Raw genomic sequence first — 17,800 nt, forward strand, 5'->3', positions numbered from 1 at the left:
TCGTCGGCGTCTGAGAGTGAATTCCCTGTAGTGAGGAGTCGATTATGAAAACTTTCGTTATCGCTGCTTTACTGGGTCTCTTCCTGTCTACTCCCGCGGTTGCCAGCACTACTGATTATGCGCAGCAGATGCGAAGCAACAGCAGCCAAGCGGCATCAGGCCCTGTCTACGTCAACCGGCTGGGCGCACCCAGTGATAACCACACCGGCGCCAATAGCAGCGCGGCTGAACGGTTATCGTCTCAATTGTAGTCCGGTGTGTCGTAACGGGCTGGCGGTGGATTGCCAGCCCGAATTCATTTCACAGATGATGTTTGAAAAAACTCACCAGCGCGCACAACGCTGAAGGGGTGATTTTGTGCCCAATCTGCTTCTCCGACAGAAAGGTTAACTTGCCGTCGAGTTGCGCTTCACGTAATGCCTTCTCCAGCCGCACCGTTTCGGCAAACGGCACTACTTCATCAGCTTCGCCATGCCATAACAACAGAGGTCGGTTCGCCAGTTTTTCGAGGTGCTGGCTGGGATCATAAGGGGCCAGCGGTGCCAGACGTGCGGCAAAAGTTTCTTTTTGCTCCGGCGTGCGCGCCACCAGCGGTGGAAACAGCATATGGCTCAGTTGCATAAAGTAGCCCGACCCCATCATACAGGCGACGCTGTGGATCTGCGGATAACGTGCCATTGCCCCCAGCGCCGTCATCCCGCCCATCGACGCCCCCGCCACAGCAAAGCGTTCTTCCGCAATCCAGTCTTTTTCCCGCAGTGCCGCTTCCAATAGCGGCACTTCGTCGATGTTTTGTCTGAGAATCTCCCAAAAATGCGTCATGCGGGTTTCGGTATCGCCGTTATAACGCGCACCATGCATATCCGCATCCGGCATCACCACACGAAACCCCGCCTGTGCCAGGGCAACCGCAAAGTAGCTGTACACCTCTTTCGACGAGGTGAAGCCATGATAAAACAGCACGGTCGGTAAACGCGCCTGCCGCTGTCCCGCGGGTGCCGCATGGATACACTGGATTCCTGCCAGTGTTTCCGTCGCCAGTTCAATCATGTCGCCTCCGTTGAGAATGATTATCACCTGCTCAAGTGTAAACCCTGCACTTCAAAACGCGAGTCACTTCACATTTTTGTGCGAATAATTTCCACCCTAAACCTTTTGCCCAATTTGCCGTTGATCTTGTATCCCTTCATCCACATCAACATAGGTAATTTATGAAGCGTCTCTCTCTCAGCGCAATGGGTCTCGGCATCAAGCTGTCTGTACTGACGTCTTTAAGCGTAGCCGTGGTACTGCTGACCCTCACCCTGACCCTGAGCCACAACGCCGCTCGCCAGCTGGAGCAACTGGCGACTGACGATATGCAAAATCAGGTGCAGGGCATCAGCGAGATGGCCACCATGTTTAATACCACCCTCTCTGCCGAGGTGGCGAATTACACCCGATTGTTTCAGAGTTTTCTGCCGAAGCGCTTTAGTCGCGATGAAAGCGCCCGCATCCAGGTGGGTGACATCAACACGCCGACCCTGCGTGCCGGGCTGAAAACCCTCAACCTTGACCAGATTGCGGTGGATGATTTCCTCGATCGTACCGGTGCCGTGTCGACTGTTTTCGTGCGTGACGGTGATGATTATGTCCGTATCGCAACGTCGCTGAAGAAGGAAGACGGCAACCGTGCGATCGGTACCCGACTGGACCGCAGCAGCGCCGCCTGGCGTAACGTCAATCAGGGCAACGTTTATCGTGGCCTGGCTACCTTATTTGGTCACCGTTACATCACGCAATATCAGCCCGTCACCGATGACAGCGGTGCGGTGATCGGCATCCTGTTCGTCGGGGTACAAATCGATAAACAGTACGCGCTGATGCGCGAAAAAGTGCTGGCCCGCCATCTCGGCGACAGCGGGCGCTTCTTTGTGCTGAACGGTGCAGCCGGTGCCACTCAGGGACAATATCTGTTTGATAGCCAGCGCGAAGGCAAATTGCCGCTGTGGAGTGCGGCGACACAGCAACAATTGCTGAACGAGCCAAAAGGTCTGGTCGCCATTCCGCTGGACGGTGAAACCAAACTTCTGGCCTGGCAGCAGTTGCCGGGCTGGAACTGGATTATTGCCGGGGAAGTCAGCCAGGCCAGCCTGCTGGCTCCGATTACCCAAAGCCGTAACCTGTTTATCGCTATAGGTCTGGCGTTGGTGATTGCCTTTGCCATCGGCTTTATGTGGTACAGCCGCCGGGCCATCACCCGCCCGCTTCATCAGGTGATCCATTTAGCCGAGGAGTATGCGGCAGGGAATCTCCAGGCGCATCTCGACTCGACTCGCCATGATGAAATTGGCCAGTTAGTGGCGGCGATTAACGGCATTGGTGATGGCCTGGAGCAGATCGTCGGTCAGGTGCGCCAGACTGCACAGCAGATCAGCCAGGGCACCGACAATATTGCCGCCAGCAGCCAGAACATCAGCGAACAGATTGGTCGCCAGGCCAGCAGCGTGGAACAAACCTCCGCCAGCATGGAACAGTTTGGCGCAACCGTAGCGCAAACTGCGGCCAACGTGCGCCAGGCGCTGGTATTGGTGGGTGAGACTGACCAGACCGTGTCCCTGGGTGGCAAAACCGTATCACGTTCGGTCAGCACCATGACCGAAATACGCGTCGCCTCGCAAAGCATCGCCGATATCACCCATGTGATTGAATCTATCGCGTTCCAGACCAATATCCTGGCACTGAATGCGGCGGTAGAAGCGGCACGAGCCGGTGAGCATGGTAAAGGCTTTGCCGTGGTGGCGGCGGAAGTTCGCGCACTGGCGCAGCGCAGCGCCCAGGCAGCCAAAGAGATTGACGGACTGATCACCCGCTCCATCAGTAAGGTAGCGGAAGGTCATGCCCTGTCTGAGCAGACGCGTGATGCCATGCAACACATTGTGGAACATATCACGCAGGTAAAAGCCCTGATGGGTGAGATCAATGTTGCCGCACAGGAACAGGCCGCAGGCATTGGTCAGGTGAATCTGGCGATGAACCACATCAGCCAGGCTACCCATCAGAACAGCGATCTGGTGACTGAATCTGAGGCCACCGCCCAAAGCCTGAGTCAGCAGGGCCATCATCTGACCCAGCTGGTGAGTATTTTTCATCTCAAGTCATAATGCGGCAGGGGAAGATGGCATACACTTGAGCCATCTTCCCTGAACCGGAGCTACCATGCGCGTTTCGTTATTTCTGGCCTTCAGCCTGCTGTTGAGCGGCTGCTCGGCACTGACGCCAACTCCCAAAGCGCCACCGCCACCCACCACACATGCTCAGGAAATTAATCGAGCGCAGAGCTACGGCCTGCCCAAACTCGGTACCATCAGCGCTCAGGTGCGCGGCTCGCCGGATGATGCCCAGCGCGCTATCGCCGCCAGAGCGAATCAGTTGGGTGCGACGTATTATCAGGTTTTGATGCTGGATGAGACGGTTTTGCCCGGTTTCTGGTACGCCACCGCCATCCTTTATGGCCCCTCAACCGGAACAGGCTCGCAGCAGTAACCGCGAGTTAAGATCGTGGCTTAATGGCCGCTGCCCGCGCGTATCGAGAAACTGCTGACACCAGCCATCGGCCAGTGGCGGTTCAGCCACTTTGAGCAGGATGGCCGCCGTGGCCAGTTGCAACAGTTCCGTCGTGACCGCGCGCGCTTGCCCCTCCTGCACATTGCCGAGACGCAAACGCAGTTGCCGCCAGCGACGGTCGAAATGACGGTTGCAGCCTTTGACTGTCTCCAGTTCATCACTGATCATCGCCAGCATATCGGATTGCCGGTTCAGAACCCGTAGCACATCCAGGCACATCACATTGCCGGAGCCTTCCCAGATGCTGTTGACCGGCATCTCACGATACAGGCGTGGCAGTTCGCTTTCTTCGCAATAACCAATGCCGCCGAGCACCTCCATAGCTTCGGCCACAAAGGGTATCCCGGCCTGGCAAATAACATACTTGGCTGCGGGAGTGAACAGCCGCGCATAGAGGCGCTCATGCTCGCTGACCGGGGTTGACCAGGCACGAGCCAGACGCAGCAGCAGGGCTGTTTGTCCCTCTAGCTGGAGCGCCTGCTGTGCCAGCACCGTGCGCATCAGGGGCTGATCGCTGAGATTTTTGCCCATCACCTGGCGTTGTTGCGCATGATGCAGGGCGATGGAGAAGGCGCGACGCATCAGCCCGTGACTGCCAAGCGCGCAATCGAAACGCGTCATTCCTCCCATCTTCAGAATCAGACGGATGCCTTCGCCCTCTTCGCCCATTAACCAGCCGATGGCGTCCTGGAATTCCACTTCGCAGCTGGCATTGGAACGGTTGCCGAGTTTGTCTTTCAGACGTTCAAGCCGAATGGCGTTACGCTCGCCATCCGGTAACAGGCGCGGCAGGAAAAAGCAGCTCAGGCCACCCGCGGTCTGTGCCAGGATCAGGTGCGCATCGCTTTGCGGCACCGAGAAAAACCATTTATGCCCGACGATACGATAAGTCTCACCTGGCCCACGCCCTCCCAGCGGTTCCGCGCGTGTGCTGTTGCTGAGCACATCAGTGCCGCCTTGCTTCTCGGTCATCCCCATGCCAATCAGCAAACCGCGCTTTTTATTACCGGGTTGATGATGTGCATCATAACGGTCGCTCAGTAACGCATCGCGCCAGTCGGCGTAGGGCTCAGGTAGATGGTTTTGCAGCAGCGGGATGGCGGCATGGGTCATGGTCACCGGACAAAGAGAGCCCGCTTCTACCTGCGCGTGCAAAATAAAACGCGCGGCGCGCGCGACCATCGCATTGGGTTGTACATCGGGTTGCCAGCTCAGATTATGCAGGCGGCTGGCGCATAATCCCTGCATCAACAGATGCCAGGCGGGATGAAAACGCACCTCATCCAGTCGTTCGCCGCGCGCGTCATAGCGCACCAATTCCGGTGGCTGAGCATTGGCCAGTCGCCCCAGTTCCAGTGATTCGGCACTGCCGAGTTGCAGGCCCACAGAGGCCAGCCACTCTCGATCCCAGCTGGCACCTTCACGCGCGACAGCTTCGCATAACGGCAGATCGCGGGTGAACAGGTTGCTGTTGCTCAGTGGCTGAGGTTGATTGAAAACGTTGTGAGTGGTCCAGGTCATAACGGCTCCTCGCGCTTACCCGTCACACTAAGTATGAGGACGACGCGCAGTTATGCCTGGCACAGAAACTAATTTGCGGTGGGGATCACGCCTGACGTTGGCGTACGGCCTCAAACAGGCAAATGCCGGTGGCTACCGAGACGTTGAGGGAGGAGACGCTGCCCGCCATCGGAATGCTGATCAGTTCATCGCAATGTTCACGGGTCAGACGGCGCATGCCCTCACCTTCCGCCCCCATCACCAGCGCCAGGGACGCCGGCAGCTTGCTCTGATACAACGTATGATCGGCTTCACCGGCGGTACCGACGATCCAGACCTGATATTCCTGGAGCAGACGCATGGTGCGCGCCAGGTTGGTGACACGAATCAACGGGACGTTTTCTGCGGCGCCACAAGCCACTTTCTTCGCCGTCGCATTCAGTTGCGCCGAGCGATCTTTTGGCACGATCACCGCGTGCACACCAGCCGCATCGGCACTGCGCAGGCAGGCACCGAGGTTATGCGGATCGGTAACACCATCAAGGATCAACAGGAACGGATTCTCGATGGATTCCAGCAGATCCGGGAGATCCCCTTCCTGATAATTTTTACCCGGCTTCACGCGCGCCACGATACCCTGATGTACCCCGCCTTCTGCCTGACTATCGAGCCACTGGCGGTTCGCGACTTGCACGGCAATTCCCTGAGCTTCCAATGCAGCGATCAGCGGTTGCAGGCGACGATCGTCACGGCCTTTGAGGATAAAGACTTCCTGAAAACGCTGGGGGTCACGCTCCAGCAACGCCTGCACGGCATGGATACCAAAAATTATTTCACTCATTACTTAGCTCAAGGTTGGATGTCGAACAGTAGCGGCGCAATTCATTGCGCGCTTTGTAAAATCTGCGCGCTAAATCGCACCGCTACGAAATGTGCCGGAACTTTATGGCATCAGGCTTCGCTGGTTTTCTTCTTCGCCGCACGCTTCGCTTTTGTGGCGGCGGCGATTTTACGGGTTTTTTCGGAGACTTTTTTGCTTTTTTTCTCGCTTTTCGCTTTGGCCGGTTTTTTCTTGCCACTGCGGAAAGCCTCATCCGGCTCGAAATTCACGCTTTTACCGGCGTCACGGCGACGCTTCGCCGGAGGCTTGCCGCCACGCTTCTCGCGCTCACGGACGGTTTTGCCCTCACCACGCGGCACACGCTTGCTGGAAATCAGCGCGAAGTCGATTTTGCGTTCATCCATATGCACCGCTTCAACCCGTACTTCTACCGCGTCACCGAGACGATAAGTACGTCCGCCGGACTCGCCGATCAGGCGTTGGCCCACCGGATCGAAACGATAGTAATCATTATCCAGCGATGACACATGCACCAGACCATCGATAAACAAATCGTTGAGACGCACGAAGAAACCGAAACCGGTCACGCTGGAGATCACACCGTTAAAGACGTTACCCACCTGATCCTGCATAAAGTCGCATTTCAGCCAGTCGGCGACGTCACGGGTGGCTTCGTCAGCACGGCGCTCAGTCATCGAGCAGTGCTGACCGAGTTGCAGCATCTGCTGCATGTCGTAGTGATAACCGCCGGTAGCCGTGGTGTTACCCTTCTCTTCACCCTGCTCTTTCGCCAGCAGATACTTGATAGCGCGATGCAGCAGCAGATCCGGGTAGCGGCGAATCGGCGAAGTAAAGTGTGCATACGACGCCAGCGCGAGGCCAAAGTGGCCGCGGTTTTCCGGGTCGTACACCGCTTGTTTCATCGAACGCAGCAGCATGGTTTGCAGCATTTCCGCGTCCGGTCGATCGGCTATTTGCGTCAGCAACTCGGCATAATCGATCGGCTGCGGTTTGCTGCCACCCGGCAGGCTCAGACCCAGTTCGTTGAGCACGGTACGGAAACTGGTGATGCTGTCATCACTGGGACGATCGTGATCGCGGAACAACGCGGGTTCTTCGTTCTTCTCAACAAAGCGCGCTGAAGCGATGTTAGCGAGGATCATGCACTCTTCAATCAGCTTGTGCGCATCGTTACGGACCGTGCGCTCGACACGTTCAATGCGGCGATCGGCGTTGAAGATAAATTTGGCTTCTTCGGTTTCAAACGAGATGCCGCCACGCTGTTCACGCGCCTTTTCCAGCACATGGTACATCCGATGCAACTCTTCAAGATGCTTCACCAGCGGAGCATATTGCTCACGCAGCTCCGGGTTACCTTGCAGAATGTTCCACACTTTGGTGTAGGTCAGACGTGCGTGTGAATTCATCACCGCTTCATAGTGTTTGTAACCGGTGAGTTTACCGCTGGCGGAGATGGTCATTTCACACACCATACACAGGCGATCGACCTGCGGATTCAGTGAGCACAGACCATTCGACAGCACTTCCGGCAGCATCGGGACAACCTGGGACGGGAAATAGACCGACGTGCCGCGCTGGTGCGCTTCGTTGTCCAGCGCTGTGCCCGGACGCACGTAATAGCTGACATCGGCAATCGCTACCCATAAGCGCCAGCCGCCACCGCGTTTTTTCTCGCAGTAGACCGCATCGTCGAAATCGCGTGCATCTTCACCATCAATGGTGACTAACGGCAGTTGGCGCAAATCGACACGGCCTTTCTTCGCCGCTTCTGGTACTTCTTCTTTCAGTTGAGCGATCTGCTTTTCTACCGCTTCCGGCCAAACATGGGGGATTTCATGGGTGCGCAGCGCCATATCAACGGCCAGACCGGTTCCCATGTTGTCACCAAGCACTTCGGTGACTTTACCCAATGCCTTGGTACGACGTGTTGGGCGCTGGGTGATCTCCACCACCACCACGGATCCCATACGCGCATTCAGCGTCTGGTCCTGCGGGATCAGGATATCAAAGCTCAGACGGCTGTCGTCCGGCACCACAAACCCCGTGCCGGCATCGGTAAAGTAACGACCAACAATCTGGCTGTTGCGCGGTTCCAGTACCCGCACCACGCGTGCCTCGCGGCGGCCTTTACGATCCGCACCGCCAGGTTGTGCCAGAATCACGTCGCCGTGCAGACACAATTTCAACTGCTCTGCGGAGAGATAGAAATCATCTTTCTGTCCTTCCACACGCAGGAAACCATAGCCATCACGGTGGCCAATGACTTTACCGCGTAGCAGATCGAGACGTTCTGGCAGGGCGTAACATTGACGACGGGTAAATACCAGTTGACCATCGCGTTCCATCGCACGCAGACGACGACGCAACGCTTCCAGCTGCTCCTCGCTGGTGATGTTAAGTTCCTGCGCGATGTCCTCGCGGTTGGCAGGTTTTTCACGCTTTTCTAGTAGCGCGAGGATAAATTCCCGACTTGGAATCGGGTTTTCATATTTTTCAGCTTCTCTGTCCTGAAAAGGGTCTTTTGACATTACGGTTCCTCCGATGTCATTTTTGATGGATTGCCACCGGCGGTTCGGACAATAAAATTTGGTACAAAGGGTCGTTACCTTTGACGAGATCGGCCAGGGTGTAGTTATCCAGTTCTTTCAGAAATAACTGGACCGCATCGTTCAAGGCTTTACGCAAGCGACAGGCTGGCGTAATCGAACATTCACTACAATTAACCAATTGTAATGGCTCCATTTTTCTTACAACGTCGCCAATGACAATTTTTTCCGGGTCCATGCCTAAACGAATTCCGCCGTTTTTACCGCGCGTTGCGGCCACAAACCCGGCCCGACTGAGTTGGTTGATGATTTTGACCATGTGATTACGCGACACCCCGTAGGTATCGGTCACTTCGGTAATGTTGGTCTGTCTGCCTTCCGGCAACGTCGCCATGTAAATCAGAGCGCGCAGACCATAATCAGTAAAACTTGTAAGCTGCACATTTACCTCAGTAAATCATCGGATGTTATTGTTATGCGCCAGCGGGCGTGGTGTTTAATTATGATGATAAACCAGTGTGTGAAGGCCGGTGCGTTTTTTTCAGGCAACTATCGATATTTGCAAGAAAAAATGGTGTGAGCGGAGTCAAAGAGCAGATAAGCAGAGGCCGGACAGAGTCCGGCCTGAGGGGATTATGCGTCGAATGGATGGCGCAAAATCATCGTTTCTTCACGGTCAGGGCCAGTAGAAATAATATCTATCGGCACACCGGTTACCTCTTCCACACGTTTAATGTAATCACGCGCGGCTTGCGGCAGACCTTCCAGCGTTTTCACGCCAAAGGTGTTTTCACTCCAGCCCGGCATTGATTCGTAAATCGGCTCAATACCTTCCCAGCCTTCAGCAGCCAGCGGCGTAGTGGTGACTTCGCGACCATCTGGCATGCGATAAGCCACACAAATTTTCACTTCTTTCAGGCCATCCAGCACGTCCAGTTTGGTCATGCAGAAACCTGACAATGAGTTGATCTGTACAGCACGACGTACAGCAACCGCATCGAGCCAGCCGGTACGACGACGGCGACCGGTAGTGGCACCGTACTCGTGACCTTTCTGGCACAGGAATTCACCCGTTTCCTCAAACAGCTCAGTCGGGAACGGACCTGCACCCACACGCGTTGAGTAAGCTTTCACGATACCCAGCACATAATCCACATAACGCGGACCAATACCTGAGCCGGTTGCCACGCCACCTGCGGTGGTGTTCGATGAAGTCACGTAGGGATAAGTACCGTGGTCGATGTCCAGCAGCGTGCCCTGGGCACCTTCGAACATGATCAGATCGCCACGCTGGCGCGCAGTATCCAGCAGTTCAGACACGTCAACCACCATGCTGGTCAGGATGTCGGCAACTGCCATCACATCATTCAGCACTTTGTCGTAATCAACGGCTTCTTCTTTGTAGTAGTGCACCAACTGGAAGTTATAGTAATCAACCACTTCTTTCAGCTTGGCGGCGAAGGTTTCTTTGTTGAAAAGGTCGCCAACGCGCAGACCACGGCGTGCAACTTTATCTTCATACGCCGGGCCGATACCACGACCGGTAGTACCGATAGCTTTGGCACCGCGCGCAGTTTCACGCGCTTTATCCATTGCAACATGGTATTGCAGAATTAACGGGCAAGCTTCAGACAGCAGCAGACGTTCACGTACCGGTACACCGCGCTCCTCAAGGCCTTTCATCTCTTTCATCAGCGCTTCAGGCGACAGAACAACGCCGTTACCAATGATGCTGGTTACGTTATCACGCAGAATGCCAGATGGAATTAAGTGGAGGACGGTTTTTTCACCGTTGATGACAAGCGTGTGGCCCGCATTGTGACCACCTTGATAGCGCACGACGTATTTCGCGCGCTCTGTGAGAAGGTCTACGATCTTACCTTTACCTTCGTCACCCCATTGGGTGCCCAGTACGACGACGTTCTTACCCATTTTTTCAAAATCACCGATTGCTTAAAAATGGATTCTACCACCTGATTTTCTCACTTTCAGCTCTTTTAGCATACGATTGCGTGGTTTTTTGCCTGAGTTTTGATCGATACAACATCTTGGGGGAAAATTGACTGCGAGACACAATGCCGCTCAGTCAGAACGCGCATTTTTAGCTCGCATGGACGCTAACCATGTAATAAATCACCACACCAGCAACCACCAGGCCGCCACCAAACCGATGTAACAAACGATCCGGCATCTGTGCCATTGCCAGAATCATACGCCGCCAGATACGCGGTAAAAACATCGGTCCCAGCCCTTCCAGAACCAGCACCAAAGCCAGTGCCATCCAGATGGTTGTGTTCATCATTCTTTCCCCAAAAAAAAGGCCGACATCATTGTCGGCCTTAAATTTATATCAGTTATTAACGCGTGGCGTTAGAGGGGGCCTTCATATAACGGAAGAAATCGCTATCCGGGCTTAAAACCAGAATATCCTGATTATCCGCAAAGCTGTTCTCGTAAGCACGCAGACTGCGGATAAAGGCGTAGAAATCCGGATCCTGACTGAATGCATCAGCAAACAGTTTCGCCGCTTCAGCATCCCCTTCACCGCGGGTGATCAACGCCTGACGCTGCGCTTCAGCCAGCGTACGGGTTACCTGATAATCCGCCTGAGCACGCAATTTTTCCGCCTCTTCCTGGCCTTGTGAACGCTGACTACGCGCAACCGCTTCACGCTCAGCGCGCATACGGTTGTAAATAGCGTCAGACACTTCTGTCGGCAGGTTGATCTGCTTAATGCGTACGTCGACCACCTCAATACCCAGCGCCGCCATACTGTTCGGGTTCGGTGCCGGTTCATTGCTGTTGGTTTCACGCTCCACGCGTGCTGCCGCGTTGGCAATCGCGTCGTCGGCCGCTGGCGTCTGAACTTCGTCATCGTTGCCCGCGCTACCGGTGTTCAGCGCATCGCGAACATCAGTGGTCAAACGACCACGGGAGTCAGTCACGATGTCTTTCACGTCCAGACGTCCCATTTCAGAACGCAGACGGTCGCTGAATTTACGTTTCAGCAGCACTTCAGCCTGCGAAACGTCACCACCACCCGTTGCCAGGTAGTAACGGCTGAAATCGCTGATACGCCATTTGATGTAGGAATCAACAATCAGATCTTTTTTCTCTTTGGTGACAAAACGATCTGCCTGGTTGTCCATCGTCTGAATACGTGCGTCCAGCGATTTCACAGTTTCAATAAACGGGATCTTGAAATGCAGACCCGGCGCGTACACCAGCGGTTTGTTTTCGCTGTCACGCAGAACCTTGCCGAAACGCAACACGATACCGCGCTGGCCTTCCTGTACCACGAACAGTGACGCGTAAAGCACCACCAGCACTACGATAATTACGGCGATAATTGGCTTACGCATCGATTATTCCCTCCCCATACGCTGGGTATCGTTACGCAGCGCATTAGCGCGACGCTGATCCATGATGCTGCTCGGACTGTACGATGAAGTGTCGCTATTGCTGGCGCTGCTATCTGAAACCGGCGGCAGCTTCATCAAATCGGTATTTTTCTGGCCAGGCTGGCCTGGGGCTGCCTGAGCGCCACGCATCAGCTGATCCAGCGGCAGGACCATCAGGTTGTTGCCTCGATCGTTAACCAGCACTTTGCGGGTATGGCTGAGCACGCGTTCCATGCTTTCGATGTAGAGACGCTCTCTGGTGATTTGCGGAGCGGCTTTATATTCCGGCAACATGCGAGCAAAACGCGCCACTTCACCCTGCGCTTCCAGCACGGTACGCTCTTTGTAAGCGCGCGCCTCTTCAAGGATACGCTGTGCCTGACCATTCGCGCGCGGCTGTACTTCGTTAGCATAAGCTTCTGCTTCACGTACGTACTGCTCGCGGTTTTCACGCGCGGCAATCGCATCATCAAATGAGGCTTTCACCTCTTCCGGTGGACGTGCCGCCTGGAAGTTCACATCGAGCAGCGTGATACCCATATTGTATGGACGGATGGTTTCGTCTATTTCACGCTGGGTATCGCTACGCACCACGGTACGGCCTTCCGTCAGGATACGATCCATAGTGGAACGACCAATCACGCCACGCAGCGCGCTGTCAGTTGCCTGGCGCAGGCTATCGTCAGCACTGGTCACGGCAAACAGATAACGCTCCGGATCGGTCACGCGATACTGCACGTTCATTTCCACGCGCACCACGTTTTCATCCGACGTCAGCATCACGCCAGAAGCGGCGAGTTCACGCACCGCCTCCACGTTGACGGCTTGGACATGGTCGATAAAAGTAGGTTTCCAGTTGAGACCAGGCTCAACCAGATGGCTGAATTTGCCGAAACGGGTGACGACGCCGCGCTCCGCTTCTTTAATGGTGTAGAACCCGCTGGCCGCCCAGATGATCACTGCCGCAGCGGCAACGATGCCAACCAATTTGCCACCGCTACCACCGCTGCGCTGGCCGTTGTTGTCACTCTGTTTGCCACCGCCCAGTCCACCGAGTTTTTTACTCAGTTTACGGAAGATATCATCCAGATCAGGTGGTCCCTGATCGCGACCTCCTTTGTTTCCCCCAGAGTTGCCGCCTTGATTATTGCTGCTTCCCCACGGGTCGCGGTCCTGTCCGTTATTACCGGGCTGATTCCACGCCATGTCTCTACTCCATTTATTGTATTTACGTTTTACCTTACAGCCGATGTACAGGCTGTTCCGGTAAATGAGTTGGGCAACGGTCAAACAATATAACTGGCTAGCGACGGCTCTTGTTTACATAAACGACGCCAGTCCACAATCGGCATTCGTACGTGTAAACCTACACTGCCATCATCTTCATTCCACTCTTTCTCAATCGCCTGTAACTGGTAAAAACGACTGCGCAGACGTCCGGCTTCCGGTGGTAAACGCAGATCATACTGCGCAATTTCACCCGCCAGACGTTCTGATAGTGCCTGCCATAATAATGGCAGACCGACACCGGTCTGCGCGGAAAGCCAGACGCGAATCGGTTTATTCTCTTCATCACGGTCGATACGCGGTTCGAAACCATCCAGCATATCGATTTTGTTCATGATCAGCAGGGAAGGAATTTCGTCGGCCTCAATCTCTGCCAACACTTCATTAACTGCCTCGATGTTGTCATTGACGCGTAAATCAGCCGCATCAATCACATGCATCAGTAAGGTGGCCTGACGCGTTTCCTGCAATGTTGCCTTAAACGCCGCCACCAAATCGTGAGGCAGGTGACGAATAAAACCTACCGTATCTGCCAGCACCACTTCCCCCACATCCGCCACATTCAGACGGCGTAAGGTCGGGTCCAGCGTCGCAAACAGCTGATCCGCAGCATAAACATCCGCTGACGTGATGGCGTTGAACAGGGTGGATTTACCGGCGTTGGTGTATCCCACCAACGAAACGGTTGGCACATCGGCTTTAGCGCGCGCCTGTCGTCCCTGTTCACGCTGTTTTTCCACGCGCTCAAGACGGGAAAGGATCAGACTGATACGGTTGCGCAGCAAACGACGGTCCGTTTCCAGCTGGGTTTCACCCGGACCACGCAAACCGATACCGCCCTTCTGGCGCTCAAGGTGCGTCCAGCCACGAACCAGACGCGTTGCCAGATGGCGTAGCTGTGCCAGCTCGACCTGCAATTTACCCTCATGGGTACGGGCGCGCTGAGCAAAAATATCGAGAATTAAGCCGGTGCGATCGACAACGCGACATTCGCACAGCCGCTCAAGATTTCGTTCCTGAGCAGGGGATAAGGCATGATCGAATAAAACGACCGATGCTCCACTCGCTTTCACCGCATCGGCAATTTCAACTGCCTTTCCTTCACCGACAAAATATTTGGGATGTGGCGCTTTACGGCTGCCAGTAATAACCTGCAGCGCTTCGACGCCCGCAGAAGAGACAAGAGTTTCAAACTCCTGCAAATCTTCCAGCTCTTTGTCTTGGGAGAACCAGATGTGTACCAGTACGGCCTGCTCACCGGCATCATAACGGTCAAACAAGCTATAACCTCGCTAAAATAAATAACCAGGACGGGAAAACGTTCGCGCTCTCCAGCCCTGGCTTCACGGCAACACAAAAATTATTCTGCGTTATCGCCGTCTTGTTGTGGCTGCGACTGAGCGGCCTGGTTGCTTCCGCCGTGGTGGTAGTTACTGCTTCCGCCGCCCGCATTGTTGCTATGGTGCGATACCGGACGAGAAGGAACCACTGTAGAGATGGCGTGCTTATACACCATCTGGCTAACTGTGTTTTTCAACAAAATAACGAACTGATCGAAGGATTCAATCTGCCCTTGCAGCTTAATACCATTCACCAAATAGATCGAAACCGGTACACGTTCACGACGCAGTGCGTTCAAAAACGGGTCTTGTAATGATTGCCCCTTAGCCATTCTATCTTTTCCTTATATGCTTGTTGTTTGTTACTTTTTGAACCGTGGTTCAGAAAAACTGCGTAAAAAATTTGCGCACGATAACGGATCAATTGTACACAATCATCCCTGCTTCGCACTAACAACCTGAAGCACCGCATTACGCGCTAAATCTGGCTCGTCACTGTCTAACCAGTGCACGTCAGGCCAGCCACGTAACCAGGTCATCTGGCGTTTCGCGAGCTGCCGGGTTGCGCAAATTCCCCGATAAACCATTTCGTTGTAATCGATTTCGCCAGTGAGATAAGACCACATTTGACGATAACCAACACAGCGAATGGAAGGCATATCCGTATGCAAATCACCTCGTGCAAACAGAGCGCGAGCCTCCGCTTCAAACCCTGACGCCAGCATCTGGTTGTAACGCAACGCAATGCGTTGATGTAGCAATTCGCGATTCGCCGGAGCGATTGCGAACTGATACACGTCGTAGGGTAACGCTTCACCGGATGTTTTTGTCAGTTCCGTTAAAGTTTTACCCGAAATAAAAAAAACTTCCAGTGCTCGCGAAAGTCTCTGCGGATCATTCGGATGAATACGACCACCGGCGACCGGATCGATTTCACACAGCTGACGGTGCAAGGCATCCCAACCTTTCTCCGCCGCCATTTGCTCTATCCGCTGACGCACGTCCGGATCGGCCGAGGGCAGCGGCGACAATCCTTCAAGCAACGCCTTGAAGTAGAGCATGGTTCCACCAACAAGCAACGGAATCTTACCCCTTTGGGTGATTTCCGCCATTTCTGCCAACGCATCACGACGAAATTCGGCAGCGGAATACGCCTCCGCCGGGTCGCGAATGTCCAGCAAGCGATGGGGTGCTTGCGCTAACTCCTCTTCGGACGGCTTCGCCGTGCCAATATCCATCCCGCGATAGATTAAGGCAGAGTCAACGCTAATAAGTTCCACCGGAAGATGCTGACGCAACGAAATTGCCAGCGCCGTCTTACCGGAGGCAGTCGGGCCCATCAAAAAAATTGCCTTAGGCCGGCTAGCCTGGTTCAGTTCACTCATGCTTCAACGCGTTAATCGCGCTCTCAATCTCAACGGCCTGTAACAGGCCAGAAGGCGGCGACTTTAACAGTTGCGGGCATAGCCGTTCCAGCTCCGCCAGCAACGTAATCGCCTGCGAGTGATTCCAGTGCGGGGCTTCTGCATTGTCACGACGGGCCAGCCACTGGGCCAGTGCGAACGCAGAAACCTCTTGCTGCCGGGCGAGATAGCCTAACAGTTCTGGAATCAAGATTTGTAAATTTTGTGTGCGTAACGGTAAAGGCACCGCGCGGAGCGTCACATGCTGCCCTTCCCGTTGTAAATCAATGCCCATCGCCGTTAACAATGCCGCTTGTCGGCCAATTACCGCCATCTCCTCTGCCGCGACTTTCAGCCTGACAGGGATCAGTAACGGCTGTGGTTTCAGCCCTTCTTCTCCAGGTTGCAACTGGGCCTGTTTTAGCCAACGTGCGGCCACCGGTAAAGAGAGTAATTGCAGCGTATCGCCACGCTCCAGCAAGGCATAACATTGACGAACCACGCTCAGTACCCGCCCAAAGCTTTGCACATGAGCCGCAAGCGGTGTTTCGCTTGCGGGTTTAGGCACGGGGGCCGGGACGGATGGCGCTTTTGCCGGCGTCGGCACGCTGACCGGCGTTTGTATCAGTTTCTGATAGGCCGCCCCTTCACGCGTGTTATAGCCTGGCTCTTGCGACTGCCAGCCACCGCCCGCAGCGCCTGAGCGACGTGGCGTTGCCGCTGGCTGGGAAAAATGATTTCCGCCCGCCGCCTGCCGGTTCTCCGGCTGCCACTGTGGCGCAGGTTCTTCTGCGTGTGCAATCGGCAATTCAGCAGCACGGCTGGCCTGTAAGGCGCTCATCACCCCTTGCCAGATAAAATCATGGACCAGACGTGACTGGTGAAAACGGACTTCGTGCTTGGCCGGATGAACGTTAACATCCACCTGGTGCGGATCAATTTCCAGATAAAGCACGTAAGCCGGTTGCTGCTCATCACCTAACTGGGTTTGATAGGCCTGGCGAATGGCGTGATTGATCAGTTTATCGCGCATCATACGGCCATTGACGTAGCAATATTGCAGGTCCGTCACCTGACGTGAACCGGCCGGATCAGCCACCCAGCCGCGCAGGGCCAAATCATCATGCTGCCAGTCAATCCTCAGCGCATGCTGCATAAAGGTGGTGCCGCAAATCGCCCCAAGTCGACGCTCACGCTGTGCATCCTGAGTCACGCCACGATACTGGCGCATCAACTTACCGTTATGGCTGAGCGAGATCGCCACATCGAAACGCGCCAGCGCAATGCGACGAATCACTTCATCAATGTGGGTAAACTCGGTTTTCTCCGTACGCATGAATTTACGGCGGGCCGGGGTGTTGTAAAACAGGTCGAGGACTTCCAGCGTGGTGCCAACCGGATGTGCCGCTGGTTTAACCGTGACCGCCATATCCCGCCCTTCGGCGTAGGCCTGCCAGGCTTCGGTTTGATCTTCGGTACGTGAAGTGAGCGTCAGGCGGGACACCGAACTGATACTGGCGAGCGCTTCGCCACGGAAGCCCAGGCTGACAATGGCTTCGAGATCGTCCAGCGAGGCAATTTTGCTGGTTGCATGTCGCGCCAGTGCCATCGCCAGTTCATCTTTAGCTATCCCACAACCGTTATCACGAATGCGGATTAACTTTGCGCCGCCCTTTTCGATGTCCACATCGATACGCGTGGCCCCGGCATCGAGGCTGTTTTCCACCAGCTCTTTCACCACCGATGCCGGACGCTCCACCACTTCGCCTGCGGCGATCTGGTTTGCCAGCTGTGGCGGTAAAATCTGTATAGGCATGGTGGTGATCCTTGTAGCTGGCTGGCCCACCAGGGGCCA

Annotated in this window: 16 protein-coding genes; 3 read left to right on the forward strand and 13 right to left on the reverse strand. The window is 55.0% G+C overall.

Annotated features, from left to right (window positions below; all coding sequences use genetic code 11):
• Positions 1 to 44: 44 nt before the first annotated feature.
• Positions 45 to 251 carry a hypothetical protein gene (locus tag AC6I8T_RS18470; protein ID WP_021183563.1) on the forward strand — a complete coding sequence of 69 codons (207 nt, stop codon included), beginning with the start codon at positions 45 to 47 and terminating at the stop codon, positions 249 to 251.
• A gap of 49 nt (positions 252 to 300) precedes the next feature.
• Here AC6I8T_RS18470 and yjfP read toward each other — a convergent pair whose 3' ends face one another.
• Positions 301 to 1,050 (reverse strand): esterase, encoded by a 750-nt coding sequence (gene yjfP / locus AC6I8T_RS18475; RefSeq protein WP_497834227.1) that lies wholly within the window; start codon positions 1,048 to 1,050, stop codon positions 301 to 303.
• A gap of 161 nt (positions 1,051 to 1,211) precedes the next feature.
• On the opposite strand from yjfP, the gene AC6I8T_RS18480 reads away from it, so the two are divergent.
• The gene (locus tag AC6I8T_RS18480) at positions 1,212 to 3,143 is read left to right on the forward strand and encodes a methyl-accepting chemotaxis protein (protein WP_208724259.1); all 1,932 of its coding nucleotides are present in this window, start codon (positions 1,212 to 1,214) and stop codon (positions 3,141 to 3,143) included.
• Positions 3,144 to 3,198: 55 nt separating this feature from the next.
• Positions 3,199 to 3,525 carry a biofilm peroxide resistance protein BsmA gene (bsmA, locus tag AC6I8T_RS18485; RefSeq protein WP_021183566.1) on the forward strand — a complete coding sequence of 109 codons (327 nt, stop codon included), beginning with the start codon at positions 3,199 to 3,201 and terminating at the stop codon, positions 3,523 to 3,525.
• Here bsmA and AC6I8T_RS18490 read toward each other — a convergent pair.
• The 12 genes from AC6I8T_RS18490 to mutL form a co-directional block, all read right to left on the reverse strand.
• Positions 3,499 to 5,127, reverse strand: coding sequence for an isovaleryl-CoA dehydrogenase (locus AC6I8T_RS18490; RefSeq protein WP_208724260.1), 1,629 nt, complete (start codon positions 5,125 to 5,127; stop codon positions 3,499 to 3,501). The genes bsmA and AC6I8T_RS18490 overlap by 27 nt on opposite strands.
• An 85-nt stretch (positions 5,128 to 5,212) precedes the next feature.
• Positions 5,213 to 5,947 (reverse strand): 23S rRNA (guanosine(2251)-2'-O)-methyltransferase RlmB, encoded by a 735-nt coding sequence (gene rlmB / locus AC6I8T_RS18495; RefSeq protein ID WP_208724261.1) that lies wholly within the window; start codon positions 5,945 to 5,947, stop codon positions 5,213 to 5,215.
• Between the two features lie 110 nt (positions 5,948 to 6,057).
• Entirely contained in the window at positions 6,058 to 8,496 is a 2,439-nt protein-coding gene (rnr, locus tag AC6I8T_RS18500; protein WP_497834228.1) for a ribonuclease R, read from the reverse strand.
• 16 nt (positions 8,497 to 8,512) lie between these two features.
• Positions 8,513 to 8,956 (reverse strand): nitric oxide-sensing transcriptional repressor NsrR, encoded by a 444-nt coding sequence (nsrR, locus tag AC6I8T_RS18505; RefSeq protein WP_021183570.1) that lies wholly within the window; start codon positions 8,954 to 8,956, stop codon positions 8,513 to 8,515.
• 191 nt (positions 8,957 to 9,147) lie between these two features.
• Positions 9,148 to 10,446, reverse strand: a complete 1,299-nt coding sequence (locus tag AC6I8T_RS18510; protein WP_208724262.1) for an adenylosuccinate synthase — start codon at positions 10,444 to 10,446, stop codon at positions 9,148 to 9,150.
• A 169-nt stretch (positions 10,447 to 10,615) separates the two neighbouring features.
• Entirely contained in the window at positions 10,616 to 10,813 is a 198-nt protein-coding gene (locus tag AC6I8T_RS18515) for a DUF2065 domain-containing protein (RefSeq protein WP_013510694.1), read from the reverse strand.
• 58 nt (positions 10,814 to 10,871) lie between these two features.
• On the reverse strand, positions 10,872 to 11,876 hold the full coding sequence (gene hflC / locus AC6I8T_RS18520; protein ID WP_021183573.1) for a protease modulator HflC: 1,005 nt from the start codon (positions 11,874 to 11,876) through the stop codon (positions 10,872 to 10,874).
• A 3-nt stretch (positions 11,877 to 11,879) separates the two neighbouring features.
• Complete coding sequence (hflK, locus tag AC6I8T_RS18525) at positions 11,880 to 13,121, reverse strand: FtsH protease activity modulator HflK (RefSeq protein ID WP_021183574.1); 1,242 nt, start codon at positions 13,119 to 13,121, stop codon at positions 11,880 to 11,882.
• Positions 13,122 to 13,201: 80 nt separating this feature from the next.
• Positions 13,202 to 14,482, reverse strand: coding sequence for a ribosome rescue GTPase HflX (gene hflX / locus AC6I8T_RS18530; protein WP_021183575.1), 1,281 nt, complete (start codon positions 14,480 to 14,482; stop codon positions 13,202 to 13,204).
• An 80-nt stretch (positions 14,483 to 14,562) separates the two neighbouring features.
• The gene (hfq, locus tag AC6I8T_RS18535; RefSeq protein ID WP_021183576.1) at positions 14,563 to 14,874 is read right to left on the reverse strand and encodes an RNA chaperone Hfq; all 312 of its coding nucleotides are present in this window, start codon (positions 14,872 to 14,874) and stop codon (positions 14,563 to 14,565) included.
• 102 nt (positions 14,875 to 14,976) lie between these two features.
• Positions 14,977 to 15,927, reverse strand: coding sequence for a tRNA (adenosine(37)-N6)-dimethylallyltransferase MiaA (gene miaA / locus AC6I8T_RS18540; protein WP_208724263.1), 951 nt, complete (start codon positions 15,925 to 15,927; stop codon positions 14,977 to 14,979).
• Entirely contained in the window at positions 15,920 to 17,761 is a 1,842-nt protein-coding gene (gene mutL, locus AC6I8T_RS18545; RefSeq protein ID WP_497834229.1) for a DNA mismatch repair endonuclease MutL, read from the reverse strand. The genes miaA and mutL overlap by 8 nt, the downstream gene beginning before the upstream one ends.
• Between the last annotated feature and the right edge of the window lie 39 nt (positions 17,762 to 17,800).

The organism is Pantoea sp. X-Soil-OKNW-556 (assembly GCF_059730695.1).